Here is a 15,025-nt window from a genome sequence, read left to right on the forward strand (position 1 = left end):
TAATTAATTAAGGGGATTTTCTTCAAATATTTTGGTTTCAGTTGACTGCTTTGCTACATGTAGTTGGAGGATAGCCTCTTTTAAAAGTTCAATACCCTCGCCTGTCTTTGCAGATAACTGAATAGTAGAAATTCTACCATATTCATCTTTTTCATGATTTGCCTTTATATCAAGTCTATCAATTTGATTTAAAACAAGAATTTGAGGTATTGCCGCCGCTTTTATTTCTTCTAGAATCTTATTCACCGCTGCGATTTGCTCGCTATGATTTGGGTTGGCCATATTCACGACATGAAGAAGTAAATCAGCCTCTCTTGACTCTTCAAGGGTCGATTTAAATGCCTCAATTAAGGTAGTAGGAAGCGCCTTAATAAAACCCACCGTATCTGAGATTACGCATTCCACCCCTTCTTGAATAAAAAGTTTTCGAGAGGTGGTATCTAGTGTTGCGAAAAGCTGATTCATCGCTAATGCATTCGCATGCGTCAGCTGGTTAAAGAGTGTGGATTTACCGGCATTGGTATAACCTACAATGGAAATGTTCAATACATTCGAGCGACTTCTTTTTTTTCGCTGCATCGTGCGTTGTCGTTTTAATTTATCTAGTTTTTCTTTCAACTGCTTAATGCGAAGTTTTAACATGCGGCGGTCAAGTTCTAATTGTTTTTCACCGGGGCCTCCCCTGACACCAATCCCCCCTTTTTGCCTTTCTAAGTGACTCCAGCCTTTAATCAGTCTTGTCGATAAATGATCAAGCTGGGCTAATTCGACCTGAAGTTTTCCCTCGTGACTTTTAGCGCGCTTTGCAAAAATTAATAAGATGAGTGCGGTGCGATCAAAGATGCGTGTACTAAAATATTTTTCTAAGTTTCGCTCTTGGGAGGGGCTGAGGTTATGATTAAAAATGACGGTATCAGCTTTTGACTCTTGAATGATGAACTTCACTTCTTCGGCTTTTCCTGAACCCAAAAAATACTTAGGATCGGGTGCCGATCTCTTAATATTCACTGTGCTCACAATTTTCATGTCAGCACTTAATACGAGCTCTTTAATTTCTTCGACACTCTCTTCGAAATCGGTATCCCCAAAATTAATACTAATAACGCAAGCAGACTTTCCTTCGTTAGGACGTTCAAACATCAATCGTCATCTGCTGGTGGCTCGATATTGACATTGCGCATGGGCACAATCGTTGAAATAGCATGTTTATAGACGAGTTGACTGACAGTATTTTTTAATAAAATAGCGTACTGATCGAATGACTCAATATTACCTTGCAGCTTAATACCGTTCATCAAATAAATGGAGACTGATACATGTTCTTTTCTGAGTTGATTTAAAAACTCATCTTGTAAATGTGTATTCTTTTTTTCCATAGAGGATTCCAAATATAGTTATAAGTAAAGATTCAATCGTTTCATCGTTTCATCGCGTCCTAAGATCGCCATCACAGCATCAATACTTGGTGATTGTGCGATACCTGTCAAAAGAACACGCAGTGGCATCGCAAGTTTTGGAAATTTAATCGCATGTAAAGTCACCACTTCATTCATTACATTATGAATGGCTTCTTTCGTCCAATCAATCTTATTTAAAGAGGCTTGAAAAGATTTAATAAGCTCTAAGGCTTCAGCATTAATATGCTTTTCAAAATCTTGCTGATTCGGCTTTTGAACTTCAAATATATAAGCGATATCCTTCGCAAGATTTGTTAAATGGTTTGCGCGCTCGCGATGAATATCAATTGCACCTATTAAGAGATTTTGATCGATAGGCGTATGAACCACTTTTTTTAGATAGGGCTCTATAGCCGAACTTATGCGATCAAGTGGAAGTGTTTTGATGTAATGGCTATTAAGCCAATCTAATTTTTCAGTATTAAATTGTGCAGATGAGGAAGTGATATGGTCCAAATCAAACCATTGACAAAAGTCAGTCATGCTAAAAATTTCGTCATCGCCATGACTCCATCCGAGCCGGGCTAAATAATTGAGAATCGCCTCAGGCAAATAACCTTGATCAAAATATTGCATCACACTGACAGCGCCATGTCTTTTAGATAGCTTTTGGCCATCATCGCCTAATATCATCGATAGATGCGCATAGGCTGGAATGTTTGCATTTAGAGCTTTCAAGAGATTAATTTGACGTGGTGTATTATTAATATGATCATCCCCGCGAATGACATGTGTCACTTTCATTTCCCAATCATCAATCACCACACAAAAATTATAGGTAGGTGTGCCATCTCCTCTTGCAATGACGAGATCATCAAGTTCTTCATTCGCAATCGTGATTTCACCTTTCACTAAATCATGCCAAGACACAACACCTGATGTTGGATTTTTAAAACGCACGACCGGTTGAATGTTCTTAGGCGTTGGGGGTAAACTTTTTCCAGGTTCAGGCCGCCACTTACCATCATACTTTGGCTTTAAGCCTGCTTTCATTTGTGATTCACGCAACACTTCTAATTCTTCTTTGGATGAATAACAAAGGTAGGCTTTATCTTCTTTAATCAATTGATCAATATATTGTTTGTACACAGCCATGCGTTTTGTTTGATAGATAGGACCTTCATCGAAATCAAGATGAAGCCATGTCATACCATCCATAATGGCTTCTACTGCTTCAGGGGTTGATCTTTCTATATCAGTATCTTCAATACGTAAGATAAATTGGCCCCGATGTCTTTTGGCATAAGCCCAAGAAAATAATGCAGTCCTCGCGCCACCAATATGAAGATAACCTGTGGGGCTCGGTGCAAAACGGGTGACAACGGTCATAGGGATTTCTTCTTAAACATTAGGGCCTGCGAACAAATCATGTTGATCATAAGATTCAATTTTAACATCGACAAAATCACCTGGCTTTAAAAGCTTGCCGTCCCTTAAATAAACTTTGCCATCTATATCGGGTGCATCTGCCATCGATCTTGCAATCGCATAATCACCGTCATGACTATCGACTAAAACGGTGAATGTTTGCCCCACTTTGGATTCGAGTTTTTGATGACTAATGCGCGCTTGGGTTTCCATAAATTTTTGTAATCGTTCTTCTTTAATGTCTTCAGGGACTTGGCCCTCTAGAAGATTTGCACTCGCACCATCCACAGGCGAATATTTGAAACAACCGACACGATCTAATTGGGCCTCTTCAAGAAAATCTAAAAGCGCTTCAAATTCAGCCTCGGTCTCTCCTGGAAAGCCTACGATAAAAGTACTGCGTATCGTGATATCAGGACACACTTCTCTCCATTTGTTGATACGCAAAAGATTATTCTCAGCACTTGCAGGACGTTTCATGAGTTTTAAAATCCGAGGGCTTGCATGTTGGAAAGGCACATCAAGATAAGGCAAAATCGAACCCTCACTCATCAAAGGAATGATGTCATCGACATGAGGATAAGGATAAACATAATGCATTCTGATCCAGACTCCTAAAGATCCAAGAGCTTGAGCTAAATCATACAGTTTAGTTTTAACGGGGCGACCATTCCAAAAACCACTTCGATATTTGATATCCACACCATAAGCACTTGTGTCTTGTGAAATCACTAAAATTTCTGATACACCACTATTAACTAGCGTTTCCGCTTCAGTCATCACATCATCAATCGAACGACTCACCAGGTCTCCACGCATGGATGGAATAATACAAAATGAACATCGATGATTGCAGCCTTCTGAAATTTTTAAATAAGCGTAATGTTTAGGCGTTAAACGAATGCCTTGAGGTGGCACTAAATCACTAAAAGGATCATGTGGCTTTTCTAGGTGGGTATGCACAGCCGACATCACTTCATTTAATGCATGCGGTCCTGTAATGGCGAGTAAATTTGGATACTCTTTTTCAATGATGTCTTTTTTGGCACCCAAACAACCCGTGACTATCACTTTGCCATTTTTTTTAACGGCTTCACCAATCGCATCCATCGATTCTTTAACCGCTGAATCAATAAAACCACAGGTATTCACTACAACCAGATCAGCATCTTGATATGACTTAGAAATGTCATAACCTTCTGCACGTAATTGCGTCAATATTCTTTCAGAATCTGAACCGGCTTTGGGGCAGCCTAAGGATACAAAACCTACTTTAGGAGTATGTAACGCCATTAGCCTTCAACAATCCATTGTGTGAGAGCCACAGATGCAACGCCTAACACGATAAGTGCGACTTGAAATATAGTGGAACGTAATTCAGTTTTTTTATGTAGGCCTGGAATCAAATCAGCGATTGATACATAAATCATACTGGATGCTGCAAGCGCTAAAATAAATGGCACCCAGTCCATCATGGACTCCAAAATGAAATAAGCTAATAGCCCGCCTAAAACAGTAAAAGAACTTGCGAGAAGATTAAAAATAAAAGCTTCTTTTTTCTTATACCCCGAATGAAGCAGAATTAAAAAATTACCTACTTCTTGAGGGATCTCGTGCGCAATAATTGCTAATGCTGTCACGATACCTACACTGGTACTCACCATAAAAGCCGAACCAATTAAGATACCATCAACAAAATTATGAAATAAGTCACCGACCATAATCATGCTACCGCTTCGTCCTGCATCATGACTATGTTGATGATTTTTAGAAGCATGGCTGTCTTGATGCACGTCATGCACTTCACAATGGTCACCATGACAGTGACGCCATAACAATAATTTTTCTAACACAAAAAATAAAAGAATGCCGAATAAAACGACAAAGGTTATCGCTTCTATATGATTGGTAAGTTTAAAAGCATGAGGTAATATTTCTAAGAAAACTGCACCCAACATGGCACCCACAGCGTAACTTACTAAATGAGAAACAAGATGCGTTCTTGTATTCATTGTTACGAGCGCTGCAGCAGTCACGCTTAATAAACCACCGATAAAGCAAGAAAATAGAATCCAAAGAAGTGTATGCATGAGGTTAAACTATGGTGAAATAATTAAGCATTATAACGAAACTTGAAATGATTGGATGTCTTTATGCATCGATCCAGATGAGGGAGGCCATTCTGCCTGTCATGCCATCACGCCTATAGGAAAAATACTCTAATTCATTAGCAAAAGTGCAGTAATCATCCGACATGCTGCCGCCATAAATTTGGTGGACACCACATCCATTGAGTCTTATTTTGGCAAGCGTGTAAATATCAGCTAACCATTTTTGATCTGAAATTAAATGAAAAGCTTTTTCAGACTCAATATGTTTTTCGCAAAAACTATTTTTTACATCAAAGCCTACTTCAAAATGCTTTTGACTGATGGCAGGTCCTAACCACACAAGACAATCATTTGGCGAGACATTCATTTTCTCAATGGTATTTTCAATGACACCATTTAAAAGGCCACGCCAACCGGCATGAATAGCAGCCACTATTGTCCCCTCATTATTTGTCACTAATAAAGGTAAACAATCAGCTGTCTGAACAACACATATTGTATTTGTTTCTATCGTATAAGAAGCATCTGCATTAAATGAGAGTGAAGGGAGTTTTATCACATCCACACTATGCGTCTGATTTAGCCAATGAGGCGCGCTAGGTAAAAATTGATTAAGTCGATCGCGATTCAAATGAACAGCATTGATGTCGTCATTCACATGTGTCGCTAAATTAAAACTGTTGTATTTGCCTTGGCTGTTTCCCTCAGCTCTCAGCGTTTGCATGGATTTAATATGCGAAGGTGCAGGCCAGTCTGGAATAAAAAAATTACTCATCATCCTCCAGCATGTCATCATCGATATCGTCACTGACCTCATCAAGATAGTCATCAAAACTTAAATCTTCTAGAGGTTCTGTAACACCCACCTGCTCAGCTCGAATGATTTCAAGTAAAACCTTCATATCATCGGGTAAATCAATCGACCATTCCATCGCCTCACCACTTAATGGATGAATCAGTCCTAAGCGAATCGCGTGAAGTGCTTGACGATTAAAACCTAACACATGCTGGCGTAACTCATCACTCATGGATTTAATCGGCATAATACTTTTTAAACCATAGACAGGGTCGCCCACAATAGGTGCTTTTAAATATTGCATATGCACTCGAATTTGATGTGTACGACCTGTCTCAAGATTGCATCTTAAGTAAGTGTGAACGCCAAATCGCTCTAAAATCTCATAATGCGTAATCGCTGGCCTACCGGATAAATGAATAGCCATGCGAGTGCGAATGGATGGATGCCGGCCAATGGGCTGATTCACTGTGCCATTTTTCCATAACTGTCCCCACACAATCGCTCGATATTCTCTTTTTACAGATCTTGCTTGAAGTTGTTGCACGAGATGTGTTTGTGCATTTAAGGTCTTAGCCACGACTAGAAGCCCGCTGGTTTCTTTATCCAATCGATGCACAATACCGCAGCGAGGGATATGTGCGATATCTGGCATATGATGCAGAAGCGCATTCAGAAGCGTGCCAGACCAATTGCCAATTGCCGGGTGAACCACCATGCCGGCGGGTTTGTTAATGACGAGCAATGTCTCGTCTTCAAAAATAATATGAAGCGGAATCGCTTCAGGTAAAAATGCATTGTTCTCTGGGTTTGATTGAACGATGACTTTAATTTCATCCCCCGCATACACCTTATGTTTTACTGACACATAGGATTGATTCACCAGCACGAACTCATCTTTAATCCATTCTTGCAATTTGGAGCGAGAAAATTCCGGTAAAAGTTGCTGCAAAGCCACATCCACCCTTAAGCCGGCGTGCGTATCTGGGACGATCAATAATCTTTCATCATCATTCATAATGCTATAATTCTTCGTATATTTTTATAGTTAAAGGTTCGTATGCGTATTGGTATAGTCGTTATTATGATGCTTTTTCTTGGGTCTTGTGCCATTTTTGGCCCGCCTACTGAGCTTGACGATACCAAAGGCTTATCAGCTGAACGCATCTATGAAAAAGCATCGGAAAAAATGACCGATCGAGATTATAAAAAATCTATCGAGTATTTAAAAAAATTAGAATCGCGCTACCCTAATAGCAAATTTGGTGCGCAAGCAAAACTTGATATGGCCTATGCCTATTACAAGCAACAAGATGCGGCGCAATGCGTCTCATCGGTTGAGCGTTTCATTAAAATACATCCTAATCATCCGAATCTCGATTATGCCTATTACTTAAAAGGCGTCGCTTACTTTAAGGAAAGAGGCATCGTCGAAAAAGCGACTTTCCAGGATATCAGTGATCGCGACCCTAAAGTCTTAAGGCAGTCCTTTCTTGCCTTTAAAGATTTACTGACGCTTTACCCCAACACGCGTTATGGCAAAGATGCCACGGAACGTATGATTTATTTAAAAAATAAATTAGCCGATCATGAACTTCATGTGGCGCGTCATTATATGAAAGTGAAGGCGCATGTCGCGGCGTTGAACCGGGCTAAATATGTCATTGAATCTTACCCTGATTCTAATTTTGTTGAAGAAGCGCTTGTGATTATGATCAGCGCTTATGACAATTTAGGGATGGATGATTTGAAAGAAGATACCTTAAGGGTTTTAAAACAAAATTATCCAAATAGTGCTATGTTCACTAAAGGCCAAGATACTAAGAAAAAAGATTGGTGGAAATTCTGGGATAAAGACTAGCGCTTCTTCGCTTCTAGTTTATTTTTATCTGTAAGTTTTTTACGAAGCGCATTCTTGCGACGACGCATCGATACCACACCCTCTTTAGGTTTTCTTTTTTCTTCATCCAGGTAAGGATTTTCACCTTGCTTAAATTGTACCCTTAACGGTGTGCCAATAATTTGAAACGCTTGTCTAAAAGCTCCTTCTAAGAATCGCATATAACTATCCTTAATGGCATTGACATGATTGCCATGAATCACAATGACAGGTGGATTGGATCCGCCTTGATGCGCATAACGCAATTTAGGGCGAATACCTTTTGAGATTGGTGGCTGATGCTGTTGCAATGTATCTATGAGTGCGCGTGTTAGTTTAGGTGTCGACATTTTAATGAATGCACCACGATAAGCTTCATCGACCGATTTTAAAATTTCAGTGAGGCCTTTTTTCTTTAAAGCTGATACATATTGAAATTCTGCAAACTTTAAAAATTGTAATTTACGTTGGATATCTTGCTTGACGATTTCTCTTTCATCTTCTTTTAATCGATCCCATTTATTAATAGCAACCACAAGTGCACGACCTGCTTCTAAGATATAAGCCCCCACGTGCGCATCTTGCTCTGTGATGCCCTCTTCGGCATCTACGACAAGAATCGCAACATTCGCCTCTTCAATCGCTTGCAAAGTTTTAATGACAGAAAATTTTTCAACTGCTTCAAAGACCTTACCTTTTTTACGAATGCCTGCGGTATCGATCAGTGTGTAATTTTTATCATGGCGCTCTATATCAATTTGAATTGAATCACGCGTCGTTCCAGGTTCGTCAAAAGCAATCACACGATCTTCACCTAGAAATGCATTCACTAAAGTTGATTTACCGACATTCGGGCGACCTACAATGGCAATCTTCGGAATTTTTTGCTGCACTTCATCTGTGTCAATGTCTTCTTTTTTAAAAGGTTCCAATGCCATCTGAATCATGTCACGCACACCTTCGCCATGTGCTGACGAAATACCTAATGGATCGCCCAAACCAAGTTCAAAAAATTCGGCCGTGACAATACCTCTTTGCATACCTTCTGTTTTATTGACTAACAAATAAATATTACGATTCATCTTGCGAAGTAAATCTGCAATCACACGATCGTGAGGCGTGACCCCTTGTCTGCCATCGGTAATAAAAAAAATTACATCGGCTTCATCAATGGCGAGTAGCGTTTGCTTCGCCATTTCTTTTTGAATGCCTTTTTCTATCAAAGGCTCGAAGCCTCCTGTATCAATGACGATATAAGGCATGTCGCCCCCTACACCTCGCCCATAATGACGGTCACGTGTTAAGCCAGGAAGGTCAGCTACAAGGGCGTCACGCGATTTCGTTAAACGATTAAATAAAGTGGATTTGCCGACGTTAGGTCGACCCACAAGGGCGATGGTGGGTAACATGATTATTGAATAGCGATGGCGTAGAGTCCGCCATTTCGAGTTTGCGCTAAAAACTTACCTGTTTCAAATTCAACCAGTCGACGCATCACAGGTAAAGCATCGTCGTCTAATTGAATACGGCCTAAAAAAGTACCCGTTTCTTTATCTAAGATATGAATATAACCTTCTAAGTCGCCTACAACCACGTAATCGCCCATGCCTAAGGGTGTGGTGAGTTTACGGTTTAAGAGGTCGCCTTGACGCCAATAGGTCTTACCTGATTCAAGCGCTAACGAATAAACAGCGCCACCTGTATGCGATAGATAAATCCTAGCACCATCAATATTTATACCTGTATAACTTGAAATGTCGCGGCTCCATAAAGTTCTCGCATTCACCCGATCGACTGCAGCCATTTTGCCTTGGTAAGCCACCGTATAAATATTTAAGCCATCGATCACGGGTGAACTTGTGACATCAGATGCACGTTCAATTTCAGTTACCCCTTTCGGTTGGGCCACCGTCATTTCCCAAAGGAGTGAGCCGTTATCTTCTCGAATAGCCGCTAATTTACCACCTGGAAATCCGGCATAAATCACACCGTCACTTGCCACCACCCCTACACTGGATCTTAAACTCAAAGGTGGGCCGACTCTTGAGAAAGTCCATTTTTTTAAACCATCTTTGACATTGACCCCATGAATAAGATTATCTGATGTTCTCACAATCACAAGACCTTCATGAATGGTAGGCGCACTTAAAATTTGGCTCGATAATCTCGTTTTCCAAAGCAACTTGCCATTTAAATCATAAGCCACTAATAAACCCGAAGATGTGCCCACGGTAATTTCATTCACCCCAACACCTACACCGCCTGATAATTTTTCACCCGTATTAATTTTCCAAATGGCTTTACCACTTTTCAAATCAAATTTAGCTAAACTTCCATCGGATGATGCAGCGTATGCTTCTTCTCCAATAATGCCAGGATAGAATTCAAATGACTCAGTGCCTTCTAATTTTGCAGACCAAAGTATTTTAGGGTTAAGTTTCGCTTTAAATTCTTTAAGACTTGCAGGAGGGTCAATGGGATCTTGACCTACAAAGCGCTCCTGAATTTGATCCGTCAAATCTTTAACGGGACCGCAAGCTAAAAGCGAAATAGATAAAAGTGCGAGAAGAAGATAACGAAATAAAATCAAACCCTATACCCCAAGTGATTCTAATTTTTCTTCTGTGAATCTTGCATAAGGGTCTTTAGGTCCAAATCGTTTTAATGCTTCTTGATAGGCTTTTTTAGCGTCTTCTTTTTTACCCATCGCATTTAAAATGTCACCCTTTAAATCATTCGATAGACCAAGGTAACCTTCATTATCGACATCATTCGCTTTCTTTAAAGCATCCTCATATTTTTTTTCTTCAACTAATATTTGACCTAATTGAATGAGCGCTATCGATTCTGTGGCAGATTCTTTTGCGTGGCGAGATGCCCACTCCAATTTTTCTTTGGCCTTGTCTTTTAAACCTTCAGCATAGCTTGCCTTCGCAAATAAAATAGCCGCGCGACTTGCATAAGGTGTACCGCCATATTGATCGATTAAGCTTTGTGCTTTTTGCATAATGTCTTTGGTATTTTTTTCATCCAATACCACAATGCTTTGATAAAGTTCAGAAGCGCTCAATGATTGCTTAGTTTGGTAATAACCCCATCCTTGATAGAGGCCATATAAAACAAAGAATGCAATCACACCCCGCGTAATATAAGTCCCATATTTTTTCCACAGCGCTTTAAGTTCGTCTACCTGTTCTTGTTCTTCTAAATCGAGTGCCATAGCTTTTTATTTCCTTTAAAAAAAAATTAACTGACTTTAAATTTAAAATGATTGCCCGGAATTGCATTTAAGAGTTCACGCGTGTAATTCGCTTTTGGTTTTTCATAAATGCCTTTAATAGAACCTTGCTCTACAATTTTCCCTTGATGCATCACAGCAATACTATCTGCCATATGTCGGACGACTCTTAAATCATGACTAATAAAAAGATAGCTCAAACCTAATTCTTTTTGTAGTTCTTTTAGTAATAATAAAATCTGCGCTTGAATCGACACATCAAGGGCTGAAACAGGCTCATCACAAATCACGAGTTCGGGTTCTACAATTAAAGCTCTTGCAATACCAATTCTTTGTCTTTGCCCGCCTGAGAACTGATGCGGGTATTTATTTAAATCAGACACCTCCAACCCTACTCTTTTAATCATGTCACGCATCTTTTTATCGCGCGAAATTTTATTGCCTAAATCATGAATTAATAAGCCTTCTTCTAAAATCTCAGCAATCTTCATGCGAGGATTTAGTGACGCATAAGGATCTTGAAATACCATTTGTATATGGCGTTTAAGATATTTTTTACCTTGCACATCTAAAGTGGTGAGATTTTTACCTTTAAAGAAAAGCTCACCCTGATCAAGCGACAGCAATTGTAACAGACATCGAGCCAAGGTTGACTTACCACTGCCTGATTCACCTACAATCGCTAACGTTTCTCCTTTTTTAATCGATAAACTGACATTATTGAGCGCTTTGATCACTCTTTGTTTTTTTACAAAAAAGCCAGACGTTTGCGTATAGGTTTTATAAAGGCCCGTAGCTTCTAACAACACTTCATTTTTAACAATTTTTGCCATGGTTTAAATATGACTCTTAAATAAATGTACGATGTTGAATAGGTTTTAATTTATTTATACCTTTTGCATCTGGCACACATTGCAGCAAAGCTTTGGTGTAAGCATGTTTTGGTTTTTTTAATACGTCCTTCACGCTTCCCTTTTCAACAATGTGGCCTTGATACATCACAATGACATCGTCTGCGATTTCCTCTACCACACCAAAATCGTGCGTTATAAAAAGCATGGCCATGTGTCTTTTTTCTTTTAAATCAGATAGGAGTTTTAAAATTTGCGCTTGCACTGTGACATCCAAAGCGGTCGTAGGTTCGTCTGCGATTAAAATTAAGGGTTCACAAGCAATACTCATCGCGATCATGATGCGTTGTCTTTGTCCACCTGACAGCTCATCGGGGTAACTTGAAATACGATCGCCTGGAATACCCACCTCTTTTAAAAGAGAGATCACTTTTTTATTTAAACTATTGTTATCTAAATCAAAATGCACACTTAATGCTTCTTTAATCTGATCTCCAACCGTTAAGACAGGATTTAAAGATGTCATCGGCTCTTGAAAAATCATCGCCATCGATTGACCACGAAAAGGTCGCATCTCCACATTAGATAATTGAGATATATTTTTTCCTTCAAAAGAAATATCACCTGTTTGTTTGAGTTGAGATGACAAAAGTTTCATGATGGAGAGTGCGGTGAGACTTTTACCACTGCCTGATTCGCCCACAATGCAAGTGGTGCGGCCAGGATATAAATCAAATGAAACATCACTCACTAAAATTTTACGTGGCTCATTCATGGGAGACACTTTTAAATGTTTGACTTCAAGTATTTTTTTCATGATGTTTGTTTCAACAAGAATTGAGCTAATTCATCTAATGGCATCTTCGATTGCACATTTTCAACCCTTAAGGATTTCACTTGTGCCACCCCTTCTTTCATTTCATCCTCACCTAAGATGACAGCAAATGCTGCACCACTTTTATCAGCACGTTTCATTTGTGATTTAAAGCTACTACCACCTGAATTTAAAACGACTTTTAATCCTTGAGTTCGAAGCGTTTCAGATAATTTCAACGCGTATTTTTCGGCAGCATCACCTAAGTTCACAAGGTAAATATTGGGTTCGTTTTGGAGAACCACACCCATATCTTCTAAAAGTAAAATGATGCGTTCCATGCCAATACCAAAACCACAAGCAGGTGTTTTGTCTCCCCCTAAACGCTCAATCAAATAATCATAGCGGCCACCTCCTGCAATGGTACCTTGGCTTCCCAAACGGTTGGTCACCCACTCATAAACTGTTCGATTGTAATAGTCTAATCCTCTCACCAATCGGTGATTAAGTTTGAAAGGAACGCCCGCTTCTTTGAGATAGCCACATACTGAATCAAAATGAGCTTTTGCTTCACTGTTTAAATAGTCAGATAGTTTTGGTGCTCCTTCAATCATGTCTTGCATGGCAGGATTTTTACTATCCAAAATCCGCAATGGATTTTGATGGAGTCGCCTTTTGGCATCTTCATCTAGGATATTTTGATGACCTTCAAAATAACGAATGAGCTCAGTTCTATATTTCAATCGATCTTCAGGGTCCCCAATCGAATTAATATGAAGTTCCACGTCTTTTATATCAAGGGCTTTCCAAAGACGGCTTAATAATAAGATTTGTTCGGCATCGACATTAGCGTCAACCAATCCAAAAGCTTCAGCTCCCACTTGATTGAATTGGCGCTGACGTCCTTTTTGCACATTCTCGTGCCTAAACATCGGGCCTTGATACCACAAACGAATAGGTCCATTGTAGGTTAAATTATGTTCAATGACCGCTCTCACACATCCAGCAGTGCCTTCAGGGCGTAAGGTCAATTGATCATCATTTAAAGGATCTACCCATGAATACATTTCTTTTTCAACAATATCGGTATGTGTGCCAACACTGTCAATGAAAAGCGAAGTAGGTTCCACTAAGGGTAAATTGATTTTTTCGTACGCATAAAGATTTAACACTTCACGCATTTTATCTTCGACAAAATGCCAGAGCGGTGTCTTATCAGGTAAGACATCATAGAAACCTTTAACACTTTGTAATTTTTGCGCCATAGTGACTATTTTAACTTTGAATAGTGCGATTCCACATAGTTCATCACAATCGCCTTAAATTCATTCGCGATATTGTCACCCTTTAGAGTGACGGTTTTTTCACCATCGACAAACACAGGGGCCACTGGAATTTCACCGGTACCAGGAAGACTAATCCCAATATTGGCGAGCTTTGATTCTCCAGGGCCGTTGACCACACACCCCATGACAGCGACTGACATATCCTCCACACCTGGGTAGGTATTTTTCCATTGCGGCATGGACTCACGTAAAAATGTTTGAATGTTGAGAGCCAACTCTTGAAAATAAGTCGAAGTCGTTCGGCCACATCCAGGACAAGCCGTGACAAGTGGTGTGAAAGAACGAATCCCCATGGTTTGTAAAATCTCTTGGGCGACCACCACCTCTTTGGTACGAGGCTCATCGGGCGTTGGGGTGAGTGACACGCGAATCGTGTCGCCTATGCCTTGCTGTAAAAGAATTGCGAGAGCAGCGGTCGATGCCACAATACCTTTCGATTCCATACCGGCTTCGGTGAGCCCTAAATGTAAGGGATATGCAGTTCTTTGGGCTAGCTCTTGATAAATGAGAATTAAATCTTGCACATGACTCACTTTGCAAGAGATAATAATTTTGTTTTTTGGGAGTCCCCACAAAATCGCTTGTTCAGCACTTTCTAATGCAGATTGAATTAAAGCTTCATGCATCAATGCATCGGATGATAATGGGTTTTTTAATTTCGCATTTTCATCCATCATGACGGCTAATTTAACCTGATCTAAACTTCCCCAATTAACTCCTATACGAATCGGCTTGTCAAACGTTTTAGCAATTTGAATCATCGCTTCAAATTGCTCATCGCGACGACTGCCCTTACCTACATTGCCTGGATTGATGCGATACTTAGCGAGTCCTTTTGCACACTCTGGATAAGCTTGTAATAATTTATGGCCATTAAAATGAAAATCGCCCACGATCGGCACAAAACAATTTCGCTTATTTAAGGCTTCAATAATGTAAGGAATCGCATCTGCTGAGGCTTCATTATTGACCGTGACTCTCACAATTTCAGAACCCTTTTCCCATAACTCATACACTTGCTCAGTCGTTTTTGCGATATCTGACGTTTCAGTATTGGTCATGGATTGCACCACAACAGGAGAACCACCCCCGACGGGGACGGATCCCACCATCACTTGATAGGTCGGTTTTTTAATTAAAATTTTTTTCATTTATAGTCTAATAA

The 15,025-nt window shown here is 39.8% G+C and carries 15 protein-coding genes; 1 reads left to right on the forward strand and 14 read right to left on the reverse strand.

Going from position 1 to position 15,025, the window contains the following annotated elements:
- Window positions 1–3 precede the first annotated feature (3 nt).
- From hflX to rluD, 7 genes are all read right to left on the reverse strand, one after another.
- A complete protein-coding gene (hflX, locus tag FIT70_RS04115; RefSeq protein ID WP_139930753.1) occupies window positions 4–1,140 on the reverse strand; it encodes a GTPase HflX in 1,137 nt (378 codons plus the stop codon).
- Entirely contained in the window at window positions 1,140–1,376 is a 237-nt protein-coding gene (gene hfq, locus FIT70_RS04120; RefSeq protein WP_028818102.1) for an RNA chaperone Hfq, read from the reverse strand. The genes hflX and hfq overlap by 1 nt, the downstream gene beginning before the upstream one ends.
- A gap of 18 nt (window positions 1,377–1,394) precedes the next feature.
- Window positions 1,395–2,786, reverse strand: coding sequence for a glutamate--tRNA ligase (gene gltX / locus FIT70_RS04125; RefSeq protein WP_139930755.1), 1,392 nt, complete (start codon window positions 2,784–2,786; stop codon window positions 1,395–1,397).
- 12 nt (window positions 2,787–2,798) lie between these two features.
- A complete protein-coding gene (rimO, locus tag FIT70_RS04130; RefSeq protein ID WP_139930757.1) occupies window positions 2,799–4,118 on the reverse strand; it encodes a 30S ribosomal protein S12 methylthiotransferase RimO in 1,320 nt (439 codons plus the stop codon).
- Window positions 4,118–4,915 (reverse strand): ZIP family metal transporter, encoded by a 798-nt coding sequence (locus tag FIT70_RS04135; RefSeq protein ID WP_139930759.1) that lies wholly within the window; start codon window positions 4,913–4,915, stop codon window positions 4,118–4,120. The genes rimO and FIT70_RS04135 overlap by 1 nt, the downstream gene beginning before the upstream one ends.
- A gap of 61 nt (window positions 4,916–4,976) precedes the next feature.
- A complete protein-coding gene (pgeF, locus tag FIT70_RS04140) occupies window positions 4,977–5,711 on the reverse strand; it encodes a peptidoglycan editing factor PgeF (RefSeq protein WP_139931382.1) in 735 nt (244 codons plus the stop codon).
- Window positions 5,704–6,750 carry a 23S rRNA pseudouridine(1911/1915/1917) synthase RluD gene (gene rluD, locus FIT70_RS04145; RefSeq protein ID WP_139930762.1) on the reverse strand — a complete coding sequence of 349 codons (1,047 nt, stop codon included), beginning with the start codon at window positions 6,748–6,750 and terminating at the stop codon, window positions 5,704–5,706. Before rluD ends, pgeF begins: the two co-directional genes overlap by 8 nt.
- A gap of 42 nt (window positions 6,751–6,792) precedes the next feature.
- Here rluD and FIT70_RS04150 point away from each other — a divergent pair, with 42 nt between their 5' ends.
- On the forward strand, window positions 6,793–7,593 hold the full coding sequence (locus tag FIT70_RS04150) for an outer membrane protein assembly factor BamD (RefSeq protein ID WP_139930764.1): 801 nt from the start codon (window positions 6,793–6,795) through the stop codon (window positions 7,591–7,593).
- Here the strand turns inward: FIT70_RS04150 and der are convergent.
- Genes der through ispG form a run of 7 tightly spaced genes read right to left on the reverse strand, consistent with a single transcriptional unit; the run spans window position 7,590 to window position 14,972 of the window.
- On the reverse strand, window positions 7,590–9,020 hold the full coding sequence (gene der, locus FIT70_RS04155; protein ID WP_139930767.1) for a ribosome biogenesis GTPase Der: 1,431 nt from the start codon (window positions 9,018–9,020) through the stop codon (window positions 7,590–7,592). The two genes, FIT70_RS04150 and der, sit on opposite strands and share 4 nt — an antisense overlap.
- Before the next feature lie 2 nt (window positions 9,021–9,022).
- The gene (gene bamB / locus FIT70_RS04160) at window positions 9,023–10,201 is read right to left on the reverse strand and encodes an outer membrane protein assembly factor BamB (protein WP_189340835.1); all 1,179 of its coding nucleotides are present in this window, start codon (window positions 10,199–10,201) and stop codon (window positions 9,023–9,025) included.
- Between the two features lie 3 nt (window positions 10,202–10,204).
- Window positions 10,205–10,831: a YfgM family protein gene (locus tag FIT70_RS04165; protein WP_139930769.1), complete on the reverse strand. Its 627-nt coding sequence runs from the start codon at window positions 10,829–10,831 to the stop codon at window positions 10,205–10,207.
- A 26-nt stretch (window positions 10,832–10,857) separates the two neighbouring features.
- The gene (locus tag FIT70_RS04170) at window positions 10,858–11,682 is read right to left on the reverse strand and encodes an ATP-binding cassette domain-containing protein (protein WP_139930771.1); all 825 of its coding nucleotides are present in this window, start codon (window positions 11,680–11,682) and stop codon (window positions 10,858–10,860) included.
- Between the two features lie 16 nt (window positions 11,683–11,698).
- Window positions 11,699–12,517, reverse strand: coding sequence for an ABC transporter ATP-binding protein (locus tag FIT70_RS04175; protein WP_139930773.1), 819 nt, complete (start codon window positions 12,515–12,517; stop codon window positions 11,699–11,701).
- A complete protein-coding gene (gene hisS, locus FIT70_RS04180; RefSeq protein ID WP_139930775.1) occupies window positions 12,514–13,779 on the reverse strand; it encodes a histidine--tRNA ligase in 1,266 nt (421 codons plus the stop codon). Before hisS ends, FIT70_RS04175 begins: the two co-directional genes overlap by 4 nt.
- 5 nt (window positions 13,780–13,784) lie before the next feature.
- Complete coding sequence (ispG, locus tag FIT70_RS04185; protein ID WP_420897693.1) at window positions 13,785–14,972, reverse strand: flavodoxin-dependent (E)-4-hydroxy-3-methylbut-2-enyl-diphosphate synthase; 1,188 nt, start codon at window positions 14,970–14,972, stop codon at window positions 13,785–13,787.
- Between the last annotated feature and the right edge of the window lie 53 nt (window positions 14,973–15,025).

Origin of the sequence: Candidatus Methylopumilus universalis (assembly GCF_006364435.1) — a bacterium.
Taxonomy (GTDB): Bacteria; Pseudomonadota; Gammaproteobacteria; order Burkholderiales; family Methylophilaceae; genus Methylopumilus; species Methylopumilus universalis.

Bases quoted from the DNA above. Each gene is read 5' to 3' on its own strand.
- FIT70_RS04135 (WP_139930759.1), bottom strand. From the start codon at position 4,915: ATGCATACACTTCTTTGGATTCTATTTTCTTGCTTTATCGGTGGTTTA.
- FIT70_RS04170 (WP_139930771.1), bottom strand. From the start codon at position 11,682: ATGGCAAAAATTGTTAAAAATGAAGTGTTGTTAGAAGCTACGGGCCTT.
- FIT70_RS04150 (WP_139930764.1), top strand. From the start codon at position 6,793: ATGCGTATTGGTATAGTCGTTATTATGATGCTTTTTCTTGGGTCTTGT.
- hflX (WP_139930753.1), bottom strand. From the start codon at position 1,140: ATGTTTGAACGTCCTAACGAAGGAAAGTCTGCTTGCGTTATTAGTATT.
- hfq (WP_028818102.1), bottom strand. From the start codon at position 1,376: ATGGAAAAAAAGAATACACATTTACAAGATGAGTTTTTAAATCAACTC.
- ispG (WP_420897693.1), bottom strand. From the start codon at position 14,972: ATGGTGGGATCCGTCCCCGTCGGGGGTGGTTCTCCTGTTGTGGTGCAA.
- der (WP_139930767.1), bottom strand. From the start codon at position 9,020: ATGTTACCCACCATCGCCCTTGTGGGTCGACCTAACGTCGGCAAATCC.
- rluD (WP_139930762.1), bottom strand. From the start codon at position 6,750: ATGAATGATGATGAAAGATTATTGATCGTCCCAGATACGCACGCCGGC.
- FIT70_RS04175 (WP_139930773.1), bottom strand. From the start codon at position 12,517: ATGAAAAAAATACTTGAAGTCAAACATTTAAAAGTGTCTCCCATGAAT.
- FIT70_RS04165 (WP_139930769.1), bottom strand. From the start codon at position 10,831: ATGGCACTCGATTTAGAAGAACAAGAACAGGTAGACGAACTTAAAGCG.
- hisS (WP_139930775.1), bottom strand. From the start codon at position 13,779: ATGGCGCAAAAATTACAAAGTGTTAAAGGTTTCTATGATGTCTTACCT.
- rimO (WP_139930757.1), bottom strand. From the start codon at position 4,118: ATGGCGTTACATACTCCTAAAGTAGGTTTTGTATCCTTAGGCTGCCCC.
- pgeF (WP_139931382.1), bottom strand. From the start codon at position 5,711: ATGAGTAATTTTTTTATTCCAGACTGGCCTGCACCTTCGCATATTAAA.
- gltX (WP_139930755.1), bottom strand. From the start codon at position 2,786: ATGACCGTTGTCACCCGTTTTGCACCGAGCCCCACAGGTTATCTTCAT.